The following is a 21505-nucleotide window of genomic DNA, read 5'->3' as shown; positions in this document are numbered from 1 at the left end:
GGTTGCGATTGCGGACCAGATTGAGGCTCAGCTGCAGGATCGGCGTCGGCGTCGGGTCCGGGTTCAGCTGCAGGGTCGGCGTCTGGTTGGGGTTGGGGGCGGGGTTCCATTTTGAGGGCGGTGCGTAATTGGTTGACGGTGGCACTGACCGCCAGTTCGGCATAGTGGGCATCCGAGCCGGTGCCGGCGTGTTCGGCGATGACACCAACCTGATCCAGCGATACCCGACCTTCCCGCATGCTGGCCGTACAGCGGGGGAACTCCTCGCGCCGCCGCGCCACAGCGGTCAGTGTTTTGGCGGTGGTCGAGGACACCCCGAGCTTCCAGGCCACCAACCCCGCCACCGTCCGGGCGCCGGTGCCACCCCACAGTCCATCGCGGTCGATTTCGGCGATGATGTCCACGATCTGGCCGTCGAGCGCATTGCGCTGTCCGGTCAACTCCGCCAACTCGTCGAACAACACCTCCAACCGCTCACCGGGACAATTCCCAGCGTCAGCCAAAGATGTTGCAGCGGAAGACATACCCCCATCAAAGCAGACAGGTCCGACAAAAAACGGGCCTCAGAAAGGCACCGTTGTCGGTGACGATTTCCTCGATGTGGGCGACGTGGGGTGATGTAGGTGATGTCGGTGATGTCGGTGATGCGGGCGACGTGGGTGATGTCGGTGATGCGGGCGACGTGGGTGATGTCGGTGACGCGCGTGATGTGGCGGATACGTATGGACCCGACCAAATCCTCAACAGCATCGGCAACTACCGCACCAGAATTGACGACTCAGCACACTCGCCTCCAAGCGGGAGGCGCAACACCCTTCATGACGGCGCAATGCGACGCACGATCATCAGATCGTGCGTCGCATTGTGTGCTCAGCCCGTCAGTTAGGGGGCCGGGATGGTGGCACAGCCGACGTTGGGGATGCAGCCCGAGGCTCCGCCGGGACCGGCCGCTCCGCTGGGGCCGTACGGGATAGCGCCGGCGGCACCTCCGGGACCGGCGGTTCCTCCAGGTCCGTTCGGAATCGCGCCGCTGGCGCCCCCGGGACCGGCTTCGCCGCCGGGTCCATACGGAATGCTGCCGCTGGCACCGCCGGGACCGGCCTGGCCCTCCGGGCCGTACGGAATACTGCCCGCGGCCCCACCGGGACCGGCGGTGCCGAGGTCGGCGCACGGGGTTCCGTCAGCGTTGACACAAGGCGGTGGCGGCGGCGGCACGGGCTCGGCCATCGCGCCAGGGGCGAAGGCGAACGCCACGACGGCGGCACCTGCAAACAATGCGGGAGTCATCTTCGAGAATTTCACCATCATGTCAGTGGGGCTACCACCGGCGCTGCGAGCTTAAACCCCCAAAATCGCTCCCGAATCGGTTCCAGCGGTGTGACCAGTGTGAATCTTGACAACGAAACTACTTCAAGAGCTTCGACATTCGCCTGTCGGCCAGTATTCTGCCGCCGGTCTGGCAGGTAGCGCAGTACTGAAAGGACTTGTCCGCGAACGACACCTCTCGCACGGTGTCTCCGCACACCGGGCAGGGCAATCCAGTGCGGGCGTGCACCCGCAGCCCAGATCGCTTCTCACCCTTGAGTGTCGCCGCCTGCTGACCGACAGATCGCGTCACGGCATCGGTGAGCACGGTGCTCATCGCCTCGTACAGCGCGGCGAGCTGGGCTTCGGAGAGCTTGCCCGCAGTGGCAAATGGGGACAGCTTCGCCACGTGCAGGATTTCGTCGCTGTAGGCGTTGCCGATTCCGGAGATCACCTTTTGGTCGGTGATGACGCTTTTGATCCGCCCGGTGTTGCCACGCAACACTTCGGCCAGGTCCGCGATCCCCAGGGATAGTGCATCCGGGCCCAATCCAGCGATACCGGGCACCTTCATGGGATCGTCGACCAGCCACGCCGCCAAGCGCTTCTGGGTGCCTGCCTCGGTGAGGTCGAATCCGGGCGCCTCGCCCGGTGTACCCAGGTGCACCCGCAGCGCGATCGGCCCCTTCCCCGGTTTCAGTGGCGCGGCGGCCAGTTTGTCCGACCAGCGCAGCCAGCCCGCCCGCGAGAGATGGGTGATGAGGGTCAGCTCACCGGCCTGCAGACCGAGGTACTTGCCCCAGCGACTTGCCCCGGTCACGGTCTCCCCGTAGAGCGCGGTGATCGGGGGGTCGAAGGTCTTGAGCACCGAGAATGCCGATACGTCGACACGTCCGATCGTCAGACCGACCGCATGGCGGCGTAAGTGGTCGGCCAGCGCTTCGACCTCAGGAAGTTCAGGCACCTGTCCAGTCTGCCGACCGTCTCCGCACCGTGTCATCTGTTATCGGCAAAGATGGATCCGTGCGCACCTCATACATCGCGGCTTCCATGACTGTTTCGGCACTGCTGGCGGGTGCCTATGTGGGCACTCCGACAGCCGCGGCCGAGGATCCGAGCCCGCTCTACACCCTCGTCGACACCGCCGCCCAGCGGTTGTTGACTGCCGACCCGGTGGCGGCGTTCAAGTGGATCAACGGTGGCCCGATCAACGATCCGGCGCGTGTCACCCAGATCCTCGACGGGGTGGGTGCCGATGCGACGTCCCAACAGCTCGACCCCGAATATGTTCGGCAGATCTTCGCCGACCAGATCAATGCCACCGAGGGAGTGCAGTTCATGCGCTTCGGTCAGTGGAAACTTGATCCAGGTGCGGCGCCGGGTGTGGCCCCCGACCTGGCCACCTCCCGCACCGCTATCGACGGCTTCAACCGGACCATGGTGAACGAGATTGCGCTGCAACGCGATACGCTGCAGAGCCCGTCCTGCGCGGCGGCACTCGACAGCGCCGAGGCTGCGGTGATCGGCGTTCGGGCGCTGGATCCGCTGTACCAGGAAGCGTTGGCGACGGCGACCGCATCGTATTGCGGCTGACCCCGGACCGGCTTTTCGCATACAAAGATTAGAACGTGTTCTAGTCTGTCGTCATGCGGTTCACCTATGCGGAAGCCATGACCGACCCGAAGTACTACATCCCGTTGGCCAAAGCCGCCGACGAGGCCGGCTATCACGCGATGACCATCCCGGACAGCATCGCCTACCCCGAGGTGTCGGACTCGAAGTATCCCTACACCGAGGACGGGAACCGCGAGTTTCTCGACGGCAAGTCGTTCATCGAATCGTTCTCGCTCATCGGCGCACTGTCCGCAGTGACCACCAAACTGCACTTCAACATCTTTGTGCTCAAGCTGCCGATCCGCCCGCCGGCACTGGTGGCCAAACAGGCCGGCTCACTGGCCGCCATGTTCGACAACCGGCTCGGTCTGGGTGTCGGCACCAGCCCGTGGCCCGAGGACTACGAGATCATGGGAGTCCCGTTCGCCCGGCGAGGTAAGCGGATGGACGAGTGCATCGATGTCATCCGTGGCCTGACCTCCGGGGACTACTTCGAATACCACGGGGAGTTCTACGACATCCCCAGCACCAAGATGACACCGGCGCCGACAAAGCCGGTGCCGATCCTGGTCGGTGGGCACGCCGATGCCGCGCTGCGCCGCGCCGCCCGTAACGACGGCTGGATGCACGGCGGTGGGGACCCCGCGGAACTGGATCCGCTGCTGGCCAAGCTCGCGAAGTTCCGCCAGGAGGAAGAGCGGATCGGTAAGGCCGAGGAGTTCGAGATCCACGTCATCTCCATCGACGGATTCACCCTCGACGGCGTGAAGCGGCTCGAGGACAAAGGCGTCACCGATGTCATCGTCGGCTTCCGGATCCCCTACATCAAGGGCCCCGACACCGAGCCGTTGGACGCCAAGATCCGCAACCTGGAGTGGTTCGCCGAGAACGTGATTGCCAAAGCCTGACAGGTCCGGACAGGCCTGATACTCAGCGCTCCGAGTCCAGCATCGCCATCTGCGCCGCCGGATAACGATCGCCGGCCAGCCGTCCTCCCGGCACGGCCTGTTCCAGCAGCGCCAGCTGATCCGCGGTGAGGACGACGGCGCCGGCACCCAAGGCCTCGGTCAACCGCACCCGGGTCTTGGCGCCCACGAGCGGCACGATGTCGCCGCCGCGAGAGCCCACCCAGGCGATCGCTGCCTGTGCCACGGTGATCCCCAGTTCCTCGGCGACGCCGCGCAGCGTGTCGACCACGGCCAGGTTGCGGTCCAGGTTCGTTCCGGAGAACCGCGGCCCGCCGAGCCGGTAATCACCTTGTCCCCCACTGGTTTTTGTCCAGTGCCCGCTGATCAGGCCGCGGGACAACACACCGTAGGCGGTGATGCCGATCCCGAGGTCGCGGCAGGTGTCAAGGATGCCGCGTTCGATGCCACGATCGACCAGCGAGTACTCGATCTGTAGGTCGCTGATGGGCCGGACGGCGGCCGCCCGCCGGATGGTCTCCGAGCCGACTTCCGACAGCCCGATGTGGCGCACATACCCGGCGTCGACCAGCTCACCGAGGGCGCCGATGGTGTCCTCGACGGGAACCGCCGGGTCCAGCCGGGCCGGTCGGTAGACGTCGACGTGATCGGTACCGAGCCGCTGCAGTGAATAGGCCAACGCGGACTTGACCGCGCTGGGCCGGTTGTCGACACCGACGAAGGAACCGTCCGGCGCGACCTGAGCCCCGAACTTCACGCTGAGCTGGTAACTCTCGCGGGGTACCGAACGCAACGCCTCTGCCAGGAGCAGTTCGTTGTGGCCCGACCGGTAGAAATCTCCGGTGTCCAGCAGGGCGATTCCGGCATCGAGCGCGGCGTGCACGGTGGCGACGCTCTCGTCGCGGTCCGCCGCGCCGTAGGCGCCGGACATGGCCATGCATCCCAGACCGAGCGCGGAGGTGGTCAGGGTTCCGAGGTTCTTGGTCAACATGTCGGCCAGTGTCGGCCGATCCGGCGGTCGTAAAAAGGACGCGTGGAGCCAGGGACCGGCAGTCCCTGCCTGCAAGTTCCCGGCGCGGCGACAATGGGCTGATGGATCGCGACGAGCTGGCCGGGTTCCTGCGCCGCCGCCGGGAGGCGATTCGCCCGGCGGAGGTGGGTCTTCCCGAACGATCCCGCCGCCGCACGGCAGGCCTGCGCCGCGAGGAAGTGGCGCAGCTGACCGGGATGTCGGTGGACTACTACGGCCGGCTGGAGCAGGCCCGCAGCACCCAGCCATCCCCGCAGATGTTGCGGGCGCTGGCGCGAGCGTTACGGCTCACCGATGACGAGACCGCCCATCTGTATCGGCTGGCCGGTCACGCCGTGCCGGACCGGACGGGTCCGTCGCTACACGTGCGACCCGCCCTGTTGTTTGTCCTCGACCAGCTGCGCGACGCCGCCGCGTTCGTCTGCTCGGACACCTACGTGATGCTTGCCCAGAACGATCTGGCCCGGCTGCTCATGGGTGATCTGGTCCCCGCAGACCTCGGTTTCCGCTCCAGCATCGCCTGGCAGTGGTTCACCGACCCGCACGGCCGGGACCAGGCGCCGCCCGAACTGCGCGACGAGCACAGCCAAGTCATGGTGGCAGATCTGCGGGCGGCGTGGGCCCGCCGCCGTCACGACGCCGACATGACCGAGCTCGTCGACAACCTGCTGGAACACAGCGTCGAGTTCGCCGAGCTGTGGGCACGCCACGAAGTGGCGGTACGGCGCAGGCAGCAGAAGACGTTTCAGACCAGGGTCGGCGAGCTCCACCTGGATTGTGAGGTGTTGGCCACCGACGACAGCCAGACTCTGGTGCTGCTCACCCCGCCGGCCGGATCGTCGGCACTCGACGATCTGCGACTGCTCAAAGTGGTGGGCGACTCCCCGCGCTGAGCACCTCCACCGGCCGACGGCGACACGCTACGGTTTCGGGATGGGCCGATACGCCGATCTGTTCGAAGCCAGCATCGCTGACCCTGCAGGATTCTGGGCGCAGGCAGCCGAAGCCGTCACCTGGACGCGGGCGCCGCAGCGCATTCTCGACGACACCGATCCGCCTCACTACCGGTGGTTCCCCGACGGGGAGCTGAACACCTGCGCCAATGCGCTGGACCGCCATGTCGCCGATGGCCGCGGCGACCAGCCGGCGCTGATCTACGACTCCCCGGTGACGGGCTCGCAGCGCACCTACACCTACGCCGAACTACTGGATGAGACTGCACGTTTCGCTGGTGTGTTGCGCGGCCTCGGTGTCGGCGAGGGCGACCGGGTGGTGGTGTATCTGCCGATGATCCCCGAGGCGGTGATCACCATGCTGGCCTGCGCCCGGTTGGGTGCGGTGCACTCGGTGGTGTTCGGCGGCTTCGCCCCGCACGAGTTGGCGATCCGGATCGATGACGCGCGCCCGACCGTCGTGGTCACCGCGTCGTGCGGGATCGAACCCACCCGCACCGTCGAGTACAAACCGATGATCGACGCCGCCATCGAGCGGTCGGAGTTCCCTCCGCAGCACTGTGTGGTGGTTCAGCGTGATCATCACCGCTGCGAGCTCATCGAGGGCCGCGATCTGGATTACGCCGAGCTGATGGCGTCCGCCGAACCCGTCGACCCCGTTCCGGTGGCCGCCACTGCCCCGCTGTATGTGCTCTACACCTCCGGCACAACCGGCAAACCGAAGGGCATCGTCCGGGACAACGGTGGGCATGCGGTGGCGCTGCTGTGGACGATGCGCCATGTTTACGATGTCGCACCCGGGGAGGTGTTCTGGGCGGCCTCCGATGTCGGCTGGGTGGTGGGCCACTCCTACATCGTCTATGCGCCACTGCTTCTCGGTGCCACCACCGTGCTCTACGAAGGCAAACCCGTGGGCACCCCGGACCCGGGCGCGTTTTGGCGGGTGGTCTCCGAACATCAGGTCAAGGTGCTCTTCACCGCGCCGACGGCCATCCGGGCGATCCGCAAGGAAGACCCGGCCGGGGAGTTCGTCACCCGCTACGACCGGGCCTGCCTGAAGTATCTCTTTGTCGCCGGCGAACGGCTGGATCCCGACACCTTGCATTGGGCTGCTGAAAAGCTCGACATCCCGGTGATCGATCACTGGTGGCAGACCGAGACCGGCTGGCCCATTGCCGCCAATCCCATGGGGGTGCAACAGTTCCCGGTGAAGGCCGGGTCACCGACCTTCCCGATGCCCGGCTACGACGTGCGGGTGTTGGGGCACGACGGCCAAGACTGTGAGGCCGGCGTCGAGGGTGACATCTGCATTCGGCTGCCGTTGCCGCCGGGGACACTGCAGGGCATCTGGGGTGATGACGCCCGCTACCGGAAGTCTTATCTGTCTGAGCATCCCGGTTTCTATCTGTCCGGTGACGGCGGTTTTGTCGACGACGACGGCTACCTGTTTGTGATGGGCCGCATCGATGACGTGATCAACGTTGCGGGCCACCGGATGTCGACGGGCTCGATCGAGGAGGTGCTGGCCACCCACCCGGCCGTGGCCGAGTGTGCGGTGATCGGCGTTCCCGACGAGATCAAGGGTCAGGTTCCGCGGGGCCTGGTGGTGCTCAAAGCGGGCGCCTCCGCCGACGGGCTGGTCGAGGATCTGGTGGCCTCGGTGCGTGCCGAGGTCGGCGCCGTCGCAGCGTTTCGGCTCGTCGATGTCGTGCCGGCACTGCCCAAGACTCGGTCGGGCAAGATCCTGCGCAAGACGCTGCGCGGCATCGCCGCCGGACGTGACGAACCGGTCCCGTCGACCATCGAGGATGCCTCGGTGCTCGAGGTGCTGCGCCCGATCCTGCAGGGTTGAGCTCGGACTGCGGGTTCGCCTGGCGGTCACCTCGCCGCATATTCTCGGCGGATGACCGACCCGGGAGACCGTCACGAAGACATCGTCGTCATCCACACCGACGGCGGATGCAGACCCAACCCCGGCCCCGGCGGCTGGGGAGCCGTGCTGCGCCACGGCGGGCATGTCCGAGAGATGTTCGGCGGCGAACCGGCTGCCACCAGCAACAACCGCATGGAGTTGACCGCGCCGATCATGGCGTTGGAGGCACTGACCAGACCGGTTGTCGTGCATCTGCACACCGACAGCACCTACGTCCGCAACGGCATCACCAAGTGGGTCTCCGGCTGGGAGCGCAACGGCTGGATGACGGCCGCGAAGCAGCCGGTGAAGAATGTCGACCTCTGGCAGCGGCTACAGACGGCGTGCGCGCGGCATCGGGTTGAGTGGTTTTGGGTGAAGGGTCACTCCGGGGTGGTCGACAACGAGTTGGCTGATGTGCTGGCCACCCGGGGTCTGCAGGAGGCCATCGACGCCGCCCGGTAACGGCGCCGATCCGGCATTGCGGCACCCGCCGGCGTTCTACCCTGGAGACTTCCACCTCTGGCAGCACCACCGACGGAGGAGGCTCTGATGGCGCAGAAGTTCACCGGTGAGATTGCACTGGACATTCGCGAGTCAAAGCCCGACTGGAATGCGTTCTTGGACCGCAAGGCCCCCCGCGGGAGCGCCCAACGTTCTGGTGATCCTGTACGACGACACCGGCTGTGCCGCCTGGTCAACCTACGGCGGGCGGATACAGATGCCCACCCTGGACCGCTCGCAGCCGAGCATCCCGACACGGTGCGCCGGCTGACCGATCTGTGGCTGGCGGAAGCGGAGAAGAACAATGTGCTACCCCTCAACGACTATGGGGTGGAAGGCATTCACGCTCTGGAGTGCAAGGTGGCCCCACCGGCCGACGGCCGCTACCTCTACTACTCGAACACCAGTAAGATTCCGGAAGCATCCGGCGCCCGGACACTGGGTTCGTCGTTGAAGATCGTCGCCGACGTCGATTTCACGACGCGCACCCAGGGCGTCATCGTCTCGCAGGGGTCCCGCTTCGGCGGCTACACCTTGTTCGCCAAAGACGTTCTCCTGCAATTCGTCTACAACTTCCTCGGAATTGCACCAGAACAGCGGCTCAGCTGCCCGGTGCGTCCCCGGGAGCACACCTCGTCGGCGTCTCCTTCGACAAGTCCTCCGTGAGCGACAAACTCGAAACCCTTGGCACCATGACCCTGCACGTCGACGCCGCGGCAGTCGACAGTGGGCAGTTCCGCACCCAGAGCGGTCACTACTCACCGGCAAGCTAAGGTCTGGCCGTCGGGCGCGACAGCGCCGACCCCGTGTCCGCGCAATACGCGAGCGGGTTCGCATTCACCGGCGGCAAAATCCACAAGGTTGTCTACGACGTCGGCGGTGACGCATACGTTGATCTCGAACGCCGCCTGGCCGCGATCCTGGCGCGCGATTGACGCCGCAGCCGGAGGATGCCCGGCACTCAGCCATTCTCGTGGCGGGCGAAGTCGGGTTCCGCCACCTCCAGCCGCGGCACCGCGACACCCAGACCTCGCGCTTCTGTCAGGGTGTCCCGGCAGACCTCACGCGGCTCCTCTGCATCGGGATCGGAATGTGCTGCCAGGCTCAGGCGCGCCAACGGGACGTGTCTGGTCAACCAGCTCATGACGGTCGCTGTCAGCCGGACCGGCGCTCGGTAGGGCAGAACTGCGCCCCGATGCTGTCGGAGGTCGACGCCGCGGGCTTCGAGGATTGGCAACAGTTCACGGGTCGTCAGCAACGCTTCCCGTAAGGCGCCCGTTGCCCCGATCATCTTGGACAATGAGCCCAGCCGCAGCCCCTGCACGAACATCCCGGCGTCCGCCACAAAATGTATCCACAGCCAGCCACGAAAGTCCGGCTGCTCCCGAATCCGAAGTCCGGCCTGGCGGAATGCGTTGCGCACCGCCTGTTCACGATCGGTCGGGGGCAGGCCCAAGGTGCCGAAGATGACGGACCGGACCATCGCTCCATAGAGCACGTCACCCTCACCGAAGCCGCCGCCGGCCACCGGAAAGCCCCAAGCCACCTGGTCGACGGGGAGGGCACCCAGTGCGGTCGTCGGCTCGGACCAGACGTTCCCGAAGATCAACACCGTGGCACCGCTGACCCGCGGCGCGAGGAACTCTGTAGCCTCGGGGAGCCGGTGGTGCGGCACACTCAGCACAATCAGATCGAAGTCATGATCCGGCCTCAGCGACTCGCGGTAGCGCACCGGCCATTTCGCGACGATGCGCGTCCCCAGTACCCGCCGCCGCGCATCGATCAGATCAAGATCTATCGCTTCCCCGTACTGCGCGGCGCGGCCCGGCCGGACATAGAACTCCACGTCGTGCCCGGCCTGCTCCAGGGCCCAGCCGTAGATGGAGGCGATCACGCCGCGTCCGAACATCAGGATCTTCATACCGAGGGTGTCCGTTCCAGGTGGCGCCCGACGGAGCGGGCGGGGCGGGTGGGTACGTTCTGCGGCCACCAGAACCAGCGGCCCAGCAGTGCGGCGATGGTGGGCAGCATGAACGAGCGCACCACCAAGGCACCCGGCCGGGTGATCTCGTTGTCCGAGCCGAAGAGCCCATGTAGGCGATGAACCACCGCTCCCGCCAGAGCGATCACCGCCACGATGAGCAGCGGTATCCACGCCCGCCTGAGCGTTGCGATCATCGGTGGGCCTTTCGTCTGCCTGCACTCGCCGGTTCAGCCTCACCGTCAACCCCTGACACCCAACCGGAAAGCATCTTCCGTTTAACGTACACGAACCGGAAACTCTTCTCCATTTTCTCTGCCATATCGTTGGAGCTGTGACACCCACACCACGGTCTGCAAAGGGGATCGCGACAGATTCCGGCAGGAACCCGGCACCAGAGGTCGAATCAGCGCCGCGGCCACTGCGCCGCGACGCCGCACGCAACCGGGAGGTGGTCTTGGAAGCTGCCGCCGAGGTGTTCGCCGAGAGCGGTCTGAACGGCAGCTACGACGAGATCGCTCGACGCGCCGGGGTGGGTGCGGGCACTGTCTACCGACGGTTCCCCGAACGCGCCGAACTCGTGCAGGCACTTTTTGAATCGCAAGTCGAGGAGATAGGTGCGCTGGCCGAGGACGCGGCACAACAGTCCGACGCGTGGTCGGCCCTGGGTTGGTTTCTGGAGCAGATGATCCAGATGCAGACCGCCAACCGCGGGTTCAAAGAGCTGCTGGGCGGCGTGGCGCTGTACGGTTTCGGCGCAACCACGAATCGTGACCGCTTGACGCCGGCCTTGACCACCTTGTTGGACCGGGCCAAGCACGACGGCGCCCTCAGGGAGGACATCGAGCCGGCAGACATCGGGGCCTTGGCGATCGTCCTCAGCTCCCTGAGCACCACAGCGCAACCAGAGCTGTGGCGTCGTTACTTCACGCTGTTTCTCGAGGCACTCGCCAAGCGACCCGACGGGTCTACTCCTCTGCCGCTCGCTCCGCCCGCTGGAGAGGACATCGTCGACATCATCCGCGGTCTGCATCCCCAACCGCGCTGACGGCGCTTCGATTACCAAATGGCGGAGGTGCGGTACGCGAAGTGCGCGATCTCAGCAGACGACCGGCGGACGGCGACTGGTCTACGTGAAGTCGAGGACAACGCGGAAGCGCACCGGCCGGACATCATGCGTTCGTAGGCCTTCGGCGCCTCGACGAACGGCAGCGGCTCGATCATCGGGGCGATCTGATGAGTGAGCGCAAAGCCGGTCGAAGCACTCGCAGCAGAGCAGCGCATCCAACCCAGATCACGGAACTGCAAAGATGTGAGCCGTCGTCGACCGCGTCTGTTACCCCGCCCGTAGCGTGACCTGTGCCGGTTTCTCACAGCAGCAAAAGGGTCCCTTTGAGTTTGGCAAACGGTGGGTTCAAGAGCTCGGACGCACGAGAGCGCTATTCAGCAGCGTATGACGCGTTACGCGCATTGAGTCCGCGGCCGGATGTCGTGCACGATGTTCCAACGAAGTTCGGCGCCGTTCGGGTGTATCAGCACGGGCCAGACGGCGGTATGCCCGTCGTACTGATACATGGCTTCTTTCTGACCTCGGCCATGTGGTGGCACCAAGTCGCGGCCTTGACAAGCGATTTCACCGTCTATGCGATGGATATGTTGGGCCAGCCCGGAGCAGGAATTCAGTCGAGAACGATGTTCACCGCTGCAGATTCCGCGCGTTGCATTGACGCGGTGTTGGAAGGGCTGGGGCTGCACGATGTGCATCTGGTTGGGCATTCCTATGGCGGCTGGCTCGCCGTACATACCGCAGCGCGGGTACCCGGTCGGTTGGCGACGGTGACGCTGGTTGATCCGGCCAGCACGGTGGCGCGAACCTCTGCGAAGTTCTGGCGAAGTCTTGCGCTCCTGTTGTCGCGCCCGCGTTCAGCGCGAGCTGCACGCGCTGCGGCGTGGATTGCGGGTAACCCCACACCTGGGAGTTCGGTCGATAGGCTTGTCGGGCTGTTTGTGGCTGGATTCGCCGCCTTCGGGCCACCCTTGCGCACGCCGGCGCTGCATTTCACCAGTGATCGTCTGCTGCGTTCGGTCCAACTTCCGGTACAAGTTCTTCTGGCGGGGAACACGGTTCACAATTCGGGGAAGGGTATCGCGCGCATACGATCGGTGGTTCCCGACTGGCGATATCACCTGTGGCCCAACGCCTCACATGCTTTGCCAGCCGAACATCCCGACGAGGTCAATGATTTCATCCGTCGTTTTGCGACCGAACACAGTTCACGCTTGAACTGACTCAGGCTGCCCCGGGACTCATACGTTAGATTTCGACACACCAGCTCGACCTGCAGATTCAAACGCCCCGCTGCGAGCCTTCCGAGGTAACTGCCCGCTACTACGACGTCCTCAGACGGCTATACAACATCGCTTCTACTACAACCCTATTCCCGCTGCACCTCATCCGGCGACTTGTCCGGGCGCAGCCCCCGCCAACTGGGGTGCCGCAGCCGGCCGTCGGAGGTCCACTCACCAAATCGCACCTCGCCGACATGGACGGGTTCGACATAGGTGACGCCGCGGGCATCGACCCCGGTGAGGCGGGTGTTGAAGGGAGACGTGTCGGTTTCGAGCGGCGTCAAGAGCTTTTTGAGTTTGTCGAGCTCCTTGTCGCTGAAGCCGGTGCCGACACGACCCACAAAATCCAGGCCGGCCTCGCCGGGGATGCCCATCAGCAGCGCGCCGATTCCGCTGGAGCGGCCGCCTTCACCTTGGCGCCAGCCGCCGATCACGATCTCCTGGGTGTTCCAGTTCTTGTCTTTGATCCAGGAGGCCGACCTGCGGCCGGGCTGATAGGTGGAGTCCCATTTCTTGGCGACGACACCTTCCCATTTTCGGCGACGCGAATACTCCAACGCCTCGGCGCCGTCGCCGGGAAGCTGTTCGGGGACAATCAGGTTCGTGTCTTGCGCCAACGCCTCCAGCAGCCGCCTGCGGTCCCGATACTTGGCCTTCATCAAGGACCGCCCGTCGAGGTAGAGCAGATCGAACGCCCAGAACTCGATGCGGGTGGCCCGCACCCGGTTCTGCATCTCCGAAAAGCTGGGCACTCCCCCGTCATTCAACGCGACCACCTCACCGTCGAACAGGGCATGGTGATCGGCGAACTCGGCGGCGACCGCCGCCAGCGTCGGGAACTCGGAGGTGACATCACGCCCGCTCCGGGTGCGCAGCAGCATCGACCCGTGGTCGGTGTCGAACAACAACCGATAGCCGTCCCATTTTCCCTCGAACGCCCACTGGGCGGCGGTGAGGCGTTCGACCGATCCGTGGGTGGCCAGCATGGGCGCCAGATCCGATGGTGCCGGGGCCGGTTGGTCTTTGGTGCGGTGGGCGATCCAGTTCTTCCCGCCGGTCTGGATCAGGGCGTAGCGGCCAGTGATCTTGCTGCCGTGCAGCGTGACGATCACTTCTCCTTTTTTGTGCCCCTTACTGCCCATGTCAACACTGTCGCCGTCGACCCCGGGATCACGGAACTTCTCGGTCTCGTAAGTGCCGGAGTCCCAGATGATCACATTGCCGCCGCCGTACTCCCCCTTCGGAATCCCACCTTCGAAGGTGGCGTACTCCAGCGGATGATCCTCGGTGTGCACCGCAAGGTGGTTCACCGCGGGACTCTGCGGCAGGTTCTTCGGAATGGCCCACGACACCAGCACCCCGCCGCGCTCCAGCCGGAAGTCGTAGTGCAGCCGGCGGGCGTGGTGTTCTTGGATGACAAAGGTGTTGTCGTTGCCGGCAGCCGGTTTGGTCTGCGGTACCGGTTCCGGGGTTCTGCCTGCGTCCCGCATGCTGCGGTAGGTGCTCAGCCGGTCGGCCACCGGCGCGTCGGTGTCCAGGTCTGCCAGCAGGTCTCCGTCCCGGCCGACCCTGTCCAACACCTCGGCGAAACTCAACTGGGCCAGGTCGGGATCCTCGAGTTCCTCCCAGGTTCGCGGTGCCGCCACGGTCGGATGTTCACGGCCCCGCAGCGAGTACGGGGCGATGGTCGTTTTCGACCCGCTGTTCTGGCTCCAGTCGACAAACACCTTGCCCGCGCGCAAGCTCTTGGTCATCGAGGCCGTCACCGTCTTCGGCATCGCCTGCTCCAACTGCTGGGCCACCCTTTTGGCCAGGACCACCGCTCCGCGCGAGCTCACCGGATCGTCGAACGCGGCGTACAGATGCAAGCCCTTGCTGCCGCTGGTCAGCGGGTGCACCGTCAACCCCACATCGGACATCAGGTCTCGTACGGCGCGGGCCACCTCACAGAGCTGCGCCATCGGCACGTCGTCACCGGGGTCCAGATCGAACACCAGCCGGGTTGCCGGGCCGACGCTTCCGTTCACAAACCGCCACTGCGGCACATGGACTTCCAGCGCCGCTTGCTGGCCGATCCAGGCCAGCGCCTCCACACTGTCGATGATCGGGTAGGTGATGGTGCCCGACCCGTGCTTGACGCTGCCCCGCGACAGCCAGTCTGGTGCCGAGGACGCCAGCTGTTTCTCGAAGAACGACGGCTCGTCGACACCGTTGGGCCAGCGTTTGCGGGTGGTGGCCCGGCCCGCGGTGTGCGGCACCATCACCTCGGCGATGGCACAGTAGTAGTCGAAGATCTCCTGCTTGGTGGTGCCGGTCTGGGGATAGAGCACCTTGTCGGCGTTGGTCAGCCGAACGCGGCCAAGGTGCTCCATGTCGGAAACATACCCACAATCGGCGCAACCTGATCACTTGATCAGCCACCCGTTCGACCGTCACCTCGTCGTAGGTGATGAACATACGACGGCTCCCATCGCGGTCAGTCAGACATCACCTCGGATGCCCTCCGGCTGGCGTCGTCGATCCAGAAACAATGACATCATCCGTAACCACTACGCCAGCGCCGAGTGGACCGAGGACATCGCGTCGACTATCAAAAACTATTGGCGCTCTTGGCCATAAGGCCGCCATCACAAACGAGGTGTGAACCGGTGACGTAGGAAGAAAGCGGTGACAGCAGCCAATGAACAGCCTGAGCAATTTCACCGGGATCAGCGAGGCGACGCAGCGGAATCTGCTCACGTGCAAAGCTTTCGATAGCTCGACGCCTGTCTTGGGTATCCGTGGCATCGTTGCCGGTGTAGAGCAGATCTGTGTCCGTACTGCCCGGCACCACCGCGTTTACCCGAATGCCGTGCCGCGCGTAGTCGAGCGCCAGCGTTCGCGTCATTGCAGACACGCCCCCTTTCGAGGCGGCATAAGCAGAGTTACCACCGCCGGCGAAACCCACCAAGGCCGCCGGGGACGAAACCAAAACTATCGAACGCTCCAGGTCGGCGTCGCCGGCGTCGAGCATCGCCGCCAAAGTGTGTTTACAGCTGAGAAAGGAACCGGTCAGATTGACGTCTATGACGTGTTGCCAGTCTCGGACGTTCATTTGGTGTGCCGGACAGTTCGTTTCGATCCCAGCGCTGGTGACCAACCCGGTCGGTGGGCCCAGTCTGTTCGAGCTGGTCGCAATCGACTCGGCAACTTGCTCCTCGACGCTGACATCGCAGTTGATCGACAGCACATCCGCCGCGCCACGCATGCGTGCTTCGTGGGCAACCGGCTCGATAGCATCGCGATGCAGGTCGATCAATGTCAGCCGCATGCCATTCTCGGCGCCCAGAAGTGCCGTGGCCCGTCCGATGCCCGCGGCCGCCCCAGTGACGATCAGATGGGCTGCGGGCATGTAGTCACTCTCCACTAGGTGTCGGTTGTCTGCCGGGTGCATGGTGGCCTGCCAACGCGCAGGGACCCATCGAACTCATCAAGTTTGCCGGCGAGAACGGGACATAGGTCAAGCGTTGCCCTCACGGGCCAGCAGATTTCGGGCACTGGACACAATGTGCTCGTCCAGTGCCGCCGCCCTTCCGGCGGCATCGGCGTGAATCATGACGTCCAGCAGACTTCGATGTTCCATCGGAATAGCAAACGGACTCGCGTGCCGTTGAGCCAACCGGTGGATCTGCATCCTGATTCGCGGCTGAACACTTGCCCAGAGCTGAAGGGCGTGCTCGGAATGTGCGCTTCGCACAATCGCCTCGTGAAAAGACACATCCAATTCGTTGAGTTGATCAAGATCATTGGCCTGAGCTGCCGTGGTCATCATCGCGACCAGTCGTTCGAGTTCGGCGATGACCTCAGGGTCGGCACTGGCCTTCTCGATCGCAAAAGACTCGATCGCCAAACGGACAGGCATCAGGACCCCGAGCAACTCATCGGCGCTCACTGAAGCGACAAACGCACCTCGGTTGGGGATGTGATGGACCAGGCCTTCACTCTCCAGCTGCCGCAGCGCTTCTCGCACAGGGCCTGGACTCGCACTCAGGTGCGCCGCGAGCACATCCTGCTTGAGCTGTGCGCCGGGCGCCAATGCACCCTTCACGATCTGCTCGCGTAGCCAGTCGGCGATCTGATGGCGTCTCGAGGACACCGCAGGCGCGGCAACAGCCAGCGAATCCACAGCCTCGACCACTCGGCGTCACTCCCTCCACGGCGGCATTCGCCGCATGTTGCTTGAGCATAGTGCTGAAACACGCACCCTTGCGGAGATTACAGATTGTAGATAATCTCCGATTTGTTCAAGCGTTCGTGCGGCGACTCACATGCGGGCGCACCGATGAACCTGCCATCCACATCCAAGGAGAACCATGCGCCGTCACATTCGGATCGCCCTTGCGACCACCGCGGCCGCCCTCGTCGTCATCGCCACCGGCTGCACTTCCGCCGGGCAGGCTGGTCCTACGGCGGCCGGCGAGAGCACCCTGACAAAAGTCCTGAACTCGAAGAAGATCAGCATCGGCGTCTTCGCCGACGCTCCCCCGTACGCGGTGATGACCAGCTCGGGTGAATACCAGGGTTTCGATATCGACAAAGCCCGCGCGCTCGCCGATTCACTGGGCGCCGAGGTCGACTTCGTCAGCACCACCAACGCCAGCCGCATCCCCATGCTGGAGACGCAGAAGGTCGACGTGGTGATCGCAGCATTGACCAACCTCGACGAACGTGCCCAGGTCGTCGCTCTCACCAGGCCGTACGCGTCGGAAGGTCAGCTGGTGGTGGTCCCCGCCGACAGCGACATCAACACCTACGACGACCTCAACGGTCGAGCTGTGGCGGCCACTCGCGGCAGCGTCCCCGCAACGATCCTCGAGACCCAATTCCCTGAGGTCCGGGCCAACTTGTTCGAGGCGGTCGCCGATTCGATTCAGGCGTTGCGGAGCAACAAAGTCGACGCGCTGATGGAGAGCACTGCGGTGGTGGCCGATATCCGTAGTAGCCAGGGCGAGGCCGTACGCGTCCTCGACGCCCCCGCACTCGCACCATCATTGGTGTCGTTCGGCGTCAAGATGGGCGATCAACTCTGGTTGAACTACCTCAACAACTTCATCATGAACTACAACATCAGCCAGGCCGCCAACGAGTCCTACAACCAGTGGCTCGGTGTCGACGTTCCCGATCTGATCAAGTAGTCGACCCCCATGCAGCTCTACTACGGCGACATCATTCCCTACCTGGAGCCACTGCTGACCGGTCTGGCGATCAGCATCGCAGTCAGCGCCGCCGCGGCCATCGCAGGCGGGGCATTCGGAATACTCCTCTACGCGGGGCGGCGCTCGCACGTGCGGATACTGCGGGTGCTGTCGGCGACCTACATCGAAGTCATTCGCAACACGCCACTGCTTCTACAGCTCTACCTCATCTACTTTGCGCTCCCGCAGGCCGGCGTCAACCTCGACCCGATCGCTGCCGGGGTGCTGGCGCTCTCGGTCAACAATGCCGGTTACATGGCCGAAATCTACCGCGCCGGCTTCGAATCGGTGCCCAAGGGGCTGCACGAGGCAGGAGCGGCGCTCGGGTTGAGTGGTCGAGATACGTTCTGGCGGGTGCAGTTTCCGCCTGCAATGCGAAATGTGTTGCCAGCAATAACCAACCAGACCATCCTGCTGTTCCTGGCCTCCTCGATCACGTCGGTGGTGGCGCTCCCCGATCTGATGCACGCGATGTTGGGGATCACGTCCACCACGTTCCGCACCATCGAGACGTTCACCGTGGGTGGGCTGATGTATTTCGGCGTCGCATTCCTCATCGCAAGTTGCTCACGGCTGATCGAGACCAGGTTCATCAAGTGGAAGGTGGCGTGATGTTCGAGGGCTTCGGTTGGCAGCACATGTCACTCATCATGGAAGGCGCAGTGGTCACCGTCCAGATCTGTGTCCTGTCACTACTGTTCGGCGGCCTGCTGGGACTGCTGGTCGGGCTCATGTCAGCCGGAAGTATCCGGCCGTTACGGTGGCTGAGCGCGGCCTACGTTGCGCTCATCCGTGGCATCCCGGTCCTGCTCATCATCTTCTTCGTCTACTTCGGCATTCCGCTGCTCTCACCCGGTAGCAGCCTGCCCGAGTACTGGGCAGGTGTCATCGCGCTATCGGTCTTCGCTTCGGCGTACATCGCCGAATTGGTACGCGGCAGCATTCAGGCGATCCCGCGTGGCCAGTTCGAAGCGGCCGAAGCACTGGGATTGCCGTACCTGGAGCGGATGCGCTGGGTCATTCTGCCTCAGGCGGCCCGCGTGATGGTGCCGCCGGGAGTCGGTTTCCTGGTGATCCTCATCAAGGACAGCTCTCTTGTCGCGGTGATCGGCCTGATCGAACTCACTCGCGCCGGGAACATCGTCAGCTCACTCACCGCCGAACCCATCATCACGTATCTGGTGGTAGGAGCTTTCTACTTCGTCATCTGTTACGCCCTGTCCACGGCGGGCCGCCGCTACGAGCGACGACTGGGTGTACACGTACCGACCCCGGGTGTCACCGACGCCCTGACCTCCACAGGAGCGAACAAATGACCAAGAAGATGATCGAGGTCAACGATTTACGGCTGAGCTTCGGCAACAACGAGGTGCTGCACGGCGTCTCGTGCGAAGTGGCAGAGCGTGAAGTCGTCTGCATCATCGGGGCGTCCGGATCCGGCAAGAGCACGCTACTTCGTTGTATGAACGGTTTGGAACGCCCGACGCACGGCAACGTGGTGATCAACGGCCACACCCTCGGCCCGCAGGAAAAGACCGCCGACTTGGCGGTGGTCAGACGTGACGTGGGGATGGTCTTCCAGCACTTCAATCTCTTCCCCCATATGACCGCACTGCAGAACATCGCGCTGGCACCGCATCGGGTGCTCGGCAGAAGCAAATCCGACGCCGCGGAACGAGCCCGCACTCTTCTCGGCCGGGTCGGGTTGGCCGACAAAGCCGACTCCTACCCCGATTCGCTCTCTGGCGGCCAAGCTCAGCGAGTCGCCATCGCGCGGGCGTTGGCGATGGACCCCAAGATCATGCTGTTCGACGAGCCCACCTCAGCGCTGGACCCGGAGATCGTCGGAGAAGTACTGGCCGTCATGAAAGGCCTTGCTTCCGAGGGCATGACGATGGTGGTCGTGACCCATGAGATGGGCTTCGCCCGTGAGGTTTCCGACCGCGTCATCTACATGGACAGTGGCCTCATCGTCGAAACAGCGGAACCGAAGGCATTGTTCAGCGCGCCGCAGGCGGAACGGACACGCGAGTTCCTGAGCAAGGTGCTCTGATGTCGCTGCTCGACACCCTCATCACCGGCGCCGAAGTCATCGACGGAACCGGGAATTCTCGCACACGTTGCGATATCGGCATCCGCGGCGACCGGATCACTTACCTCGGCACCTCCCCACACGTGAGGGCCGAGCGGACGGTGACCGCCGACGACATGATCGTCACTCCCGGGTTCATCGACCCCCACAGTCACAGCGACTGGTCGATCCTGGGCAATCGCGACGCCCTCAGCACCGTGCATCAAGGCGTAACGACCGAAGTAGTTGGCAATTGCGGGGTGACCTATGCTCCGCTGCACCCCGCCGACGTCGCTACGGCTCAGAGCGCATTGAGCTCCTTGGGCTATTCGGATCCTGTGCAATGGCGCAGTTTCGGCGAGCTGATTCAACTCGTGCACGACACCGGTACCGCGCAGAATCTGGTCTGGTTCGTCGGTCATACGGCGTTACGAACCGCGGCGCGGTCCCGTGCAGCGGCAGAGAGCGTCGACGAGCACGGCGAGCGGGTCCGCCTACTCGAAGATGCCATGGATGTTGGCGCCATCGGCTTGTCCAGCGGACTGGAATACGGCTCAGGTCGATTCGCCGACGCAGATGAGCTCGCAGATCTCGCCCGCGTTGTCGGACAAAGAAACGGCATGTATGCCAGTCACATTCGAAACCGCGACGCTCAACTGGCTACAGCTGTCGACGAATTCTTCGACATCGTGCATCGTTCCGGAGCGCGTGCCCAACTCTCGCACCTAAACGTGCGGCACAACACGGGCGCCGAACCCGGGGCGTGGGAGCGGGCAGCCCAGCGGGTGGTCGGCGAACGACAGCGGGGTGTCGATGTCCTAGCCGATATGACGCCCTATCCGCACGGAATCGGTCTGGCTTCTGGGCTGTTGCCGCCCTGGTTGGCCGACCGCCCGGCGGCCGAGGTAGCCGCACTCCTCGCCGATGCCGAGGTTCGCACCCGCGTCCGAGATGACGCGGATCGCTACTGGCGGTTTGTCCATCGCGGACAGTGGGAGCGCGTCCGGCTCAACGTGAGCCCCTCCCATCCGCAGTGGGAAGGACTCACCTTCCCCGAGATTGCCGAACTGAGCGGGACAGACGAATGGGACTGTTTCTTCACCGTCCTTTCTGCCGCCGGAGAGGATATCGGCGGTGTCCAACTGCTCGGTGAACTGTTCACCGACGATCACTTGGCCGAGGCGATTGCGCACGATCATTTCCTGCTCGGCGTCGACGCGTTCACCACACACCGCGGCGGTCCACTGGGTGCCCGTACCCGAGATCCGCTGTTCTACTACGGGCACACCCATTATCTGGCGCACCACGTCTCGACCGGCACTCTCACACTGGAGGACGCGGTGCACAGGATGACGGGGATGGTCGCTGACCACTTCCGCATCGCCGACCGCGGCTACCTGAGAGAAGGCAGCTTCGCCGACGTGGTGGTGCTCGATCCCGAAATCCTGGCCGGCACAAACACCTGGACGATGCCCCAGCAGTATGCCGATGCCGCCCGTCACGTCTGGGTGAACGGCGTCCCCGTCGTCACCGACGCCACCCACAACGGGCACAGGCCCGGACGCATGCTGCCCCATAACCCTTGACAATCAACGACATCCGGCCCGCCGACCGCGGCAGGCAAAT

The 21505-nt window shown here is 64.4% G+C and carries 22 protein-coding genes and 3 pseudogenes; 14 read left to right on the top strand and 11 right to left on the bottom strand.

What is annotated here, in order from left to right; translation table 11 throughout:
• From WBB07_RS29865 to WBB07_RS29850, 4 genes and pseudogenes are all read right to left on the bottom strand, one after another.
• A partial coding sequence (locus tag WBB07_RS29865) for a DUF222 domain-containing protein (RefSeq protein ID WP_526313458.1) occupies nt 1-524 on the bottom strand: 524 nt, incomplete at its 3' end.
• Between the two features lie 358 nt (nt 525-882).
• The gene (locus WBB07_RS29860) at nt 883-1287 is read right to left on the bottom strand and encodes a hypothetical protein (RefSeq protein ID WP_526313456.1); all 405 of its coding nucleotides are present in this window, start codon (nt 1285-1287) and stop codon (nt 883-885) included.
• 118 nt (nt 1288-1405) lie between these two features.
• Entirely contained in the window at nt 1406-1879 is a 474-nt protein-coding gene (locus WBB07_RS29855; protein WP_526313470.1) for a zinc finger domain-containing protein, read from the bottom strand.
• Nucleotides 1880-2026: 147 nt separating this feature from the next.
• Nucleotides 2027-2305 (bottom strand): annotated as a pseudogene (locus tag WBB07_RS29850) (DNA-formamidopyrimidine glycosylase family protein); the annotation flags it as partial.
• 50 nt (nt 2306-2355) lie between these two features.
• Between WBB07_RS29850 and WBB07_RS29845 the strand changes: the two are divergent.
• Together WBB07_RS29845 and WBB07_RS29840 are read left to right on the top strand one after the other, a co-directional pair.
• Nucleotides 2356-2898, top strand: a complete 543-nt coding sequence (locus WBB07_RS29845) for a chorismate mutase (protein WP_526313454.1) — start codon at nt 2356-2358, stop codon at nt 2896-2898.
• A 53-nt stretch (nt 2899-2951) separates the two neighbouring features.
• On the top strand, nt 2952-3827 hold the full coding sequence (locus tag WBB07_RS29840; protein ID WP_526313452.1) for an LLM class flavin-dependent oxidoreductase: 876 nt from the start codon (nt 2952-2954) through the stop codon (nt 3825-3827).
• Nucleotides 3828-3849: 22 nt separating this feature from the next.
• Here WBB07_RS29840 and WBB07_RS29835 read toward each other — a convergent pair whose 3' ends face one another.
• Nucleotides 3850-4836, bottom strand: a complete 987-nt coding sequence (locus tag WBB07_RS29835; protein WP_526313450.1) for an aldo/keto reductase — start codon at nt 4834-4836, stop codon at nt 3850-3852.
• Nucleotides 4837-4937: 101 nt separating this feature from the next.
• On the opposite strand from WBB07_RS29835, the gene WBB07_RS29830 reads away from it, so the two are divergent.
• The 5 genes from WBB07_RS29830 to WBB07_RS29810 all read left to right on the top strand — a co-directional run bounded on the left by WBB07_RS29830 (nt 4938) and on the right by WBB07_RS29810 (nt 9179).
• On the top strand, nt 4938-5768 hold the full coding sequence (locus WBB07_RS29830; RefSeq protein ID WP_526313448.1) for a helix-turn-helix domain-containing protein: 831 nt from the start codon (nt 4938-4940) through the stop codon (nt 5766-5768).
• Nucleotides 5769-5808: 40 nt separating this feature from the next.
• Nucleotides 5809-7680 carry an acetate--CoA ligase gene (locus WBB07_RS29825; RefSeq protein ID WP_526313446.1) on the top strand — a complete coding sequence of 624 codons (1872 nt, stop codon included), beginning with the start codon at nt 5809-5811 and terminating at the stop codon, nt 7678-7680.
• A 51-nt stretch (nt 7681-7731) separates the two neighbouring features.
• Nucleotides 7732-8205 carry a ribonuclease HI gene (gene rnhA / locus WBB07_RS29820; RefSeq protein ID WP_526313444.1) on the top strand — a complete coding sequence of 158 codons (474 nt, stop codon included), beginning with the start codon at nt 7732-7734 and terminating at the stop codon, nt 8203-8205.
• An 87-nt stretch (nt 8206-8292) separates the two neighbouring features.
• Nucleotides 8293-8910 carry a hypothetical protein gene (locus WBB07_RS29815; RefSeq protein ID WP_526313442.1) on the top strand — a complete coding sequence of 206 codons (618 nt, stop codon included), beginning with the start codon at nt 8293-8295 and terminating at the stop codon, nt 8908-8910.
• A gap of 140 nt (nt 8911-9050) precedes the next feature.
• Nucleotides 9051-9179, top strand: coding sequence for an arylsulfatase (locus WBB07_RS29810; protein ID WP_526313440.1), 129 nt, complete (start codon nt 9051-9053; stop codon nt 9177-9179).
• A 26-nt stretch (nt 9180-9205) separates the two neighbouring features.
• On the opposite strand, the gene WBB07_RS29805 is transcribed toward WBB07_RS29810, so the two are convergent.
• The 3 genes and pseudogenes from WBB07_RS29805 to WBB07_RS29795 all read right to left on the bottom strand — a co-directional run.
• Nucleotides 9206-10165 carry a ketopantoate reductase family protein gene (locus tag WBB07_RS29805; RefSeq protein ID WP_526313438.1) on the bottom strand — a complete coding sequence of 320 codons (960 nt, stop codon included), beginning with the start codon at nt 10163-10165 and terminating at the stop codon, nt 9206-9208.
• Nucleotides 10162-10293 (bottom strand): annotated as a pseudogene (locus tag WBB07_RS29800) (hypothetical protein); the annotation flags it as partial. The pseudogene WBB07_RS29800 and the gene WBB07_RS29805, both read right to left, overlap by 4 nt.
• A 21-nt stretch (nt 10294-10314) precedes the next feature.
• Nucleotides 10315-10422, bottom strand: a pseudogene (locus WBB07_RS29795) (MmpS family transport accessory protein); the annotation flags it as partial.
• Between the two features lie 137 nt (nt 10423-10559).
• Between WBB07_RS29795 and WBB07_RS29790 the strand changes: the two are divergent.
• Nucleotides 10560-11273 carry a TetR/AcrR family transcriptional regulator gene (locus tag WBB07_RS29790; RefSeq protein WP_526313436.1) on the top strand — a complete coding sequence of 238 codons (714 nt, stop codon included), beginning with the start codon at nt 10560-10562 and terminating at the stop codon, nt 11271-11273.
• 506 nt (nt 11274-11779) lie between these two features.
• The gene (locus WBB07_RS29785) at nt 11780-12514 is read left to right on the top strand and encodes an alpha/beta fold hydrolase (protein ID WP_526313435.1); all 735 of its coding nucleotides are present in this window, start codon (nt 11780-11782) and stop codon (nt 12512-12514) included.
• Nucleotides 12515-12660: 146 nt separating this feature from the next.
• On the opposite strand, the gene WBB07_RS29780 is transcribed toward WBB07_RS29785, so the two are convergent.
• The 3 genes from WBB07_RS29780 to WBB07_RS29770 form a co-directional block, all read right to left on the bottom strand.
• Nucleotides 12661-14946 carry an ATP-dependent DNA ligase gene (locus WBB07_RS29780; protein ID WP_526313433.1) on the bottom strand — a complete coding sequence of 762 codons (2286 nt, stop codon included), beginning with the start codon at nt 14944-14946 and terminating at the stop codon, nt 12661-12663.
• Between the two features lie 218 nt (nt 14947-15164).
• Entirely contained in the window at nt 15165-15965 is an 801-nt protein-coding gene (locus WBB07_RS29775) for an SDR family NAD(P)-dependent oxidoreductase (RefSeq protein ID WP_526313431.1), read from the bottom strand.
• A gap of 108 nt (nt 15966-16073) precedes the next feature.
• The gene (locus WBB07_RS29770; protein ID WP_526313429.1) at nt 16074-16751 is read right to left on the bottom strand and encodes a GntR family transcriptional regulator; all 678 of its coding nucleotides are present in this window, start codon (nt 16749-16751) and stop codon (nt 16074-16076) included.
• A gap of 175 nt (nt 16752-16926) precedes the next feature.
• Between WBB07_RS29770 and WBB07_RS29765 the strand changes: the two genes are divergently transcribed.
• From WBB07_RS29765 to WBB07_RS29745, 5 genes are read left to right on the top strand one after another with little or no spacing between them, the layout of a single operon-like run.
• Nucleotides 16927-17748 (top strand): transporter substrate-binding domain-containing protein, encoded by an 822-nt coding sequence (locus tag WBB07_RS29765; protein WP_526313427.1) that lies wholly within the window; start codon nt 16927-16929, stop codon nt 17746-17748.
• Nucleotides 17749-17757: 9 nt separating this feature from the next.
• On the top strand, nt 17758-18420 hold the full coding sequence (locus WBB07_RS29760) for an amino acid ABC transporter permease (RefSeq protein WP_526313425.1): 663 nt from the start codon (nt 17758-17760) through the stop codon (nt 18418-18420).
• Nucleotides 18420-19124 (top strand): amino acid ABC transporter permease, encoded by a 705-nt coding sequence (locus WBB07_RS29755; RefSeq protein WP_526313423.1) that lies wholly within the window; start codon nt 18420-18422, stop codon nt 19122-19124. The genes WBB07_RS29760 and WBB07_RS29755 overlap by 1 nt, the downstream gene beginning before the upstream one ends.
• Nucleotides 19121-19861: an amino acid ABC transporter ATP-binding protein gene (locus WBB07_RS29750; RefSeq protein WP_526313421.1), complete on the top strand. Its 741-nt coding sequence runs from the start codon at nt 19121-19123 to the stop codon at nt 19859-19861. The genes WBB07_RS29755 and WBB07_RS29750 overlap by 4 nt, the downstream gene beginning before the upstream one ends.
• Nucleotides 19861-21465: an N-acyl-D-amino-acid deacylase family protein gene (locus WBB07_RS29745; protein WP_526313419.1), complete on the top strand. Its 1605-nt coding sequence runs from the start codon at nt 19861-19863 to the stop codon at nt 21463-21465. Before WBB07_RS29750 ends, WBB07_RS29745 begins: the two co-directional genes overlap by 1 nt.
• The last annotated feature ends 40 nt before the right edge of the window (nt 21466-21505 follow it).

It is taken from the genome of Mycobacterium sp., assembly GCF_049647605.1.
GTDB lineage: Bacteria > Actinomycetota > Actinomycetes > Mycobacteriales > Mycobacteriaceae > Mycobacterium.
Note: the sequence above shows the minus strand (reverse complement) of the source record. Positions and strands in the feature narration are given on the sequence as shown.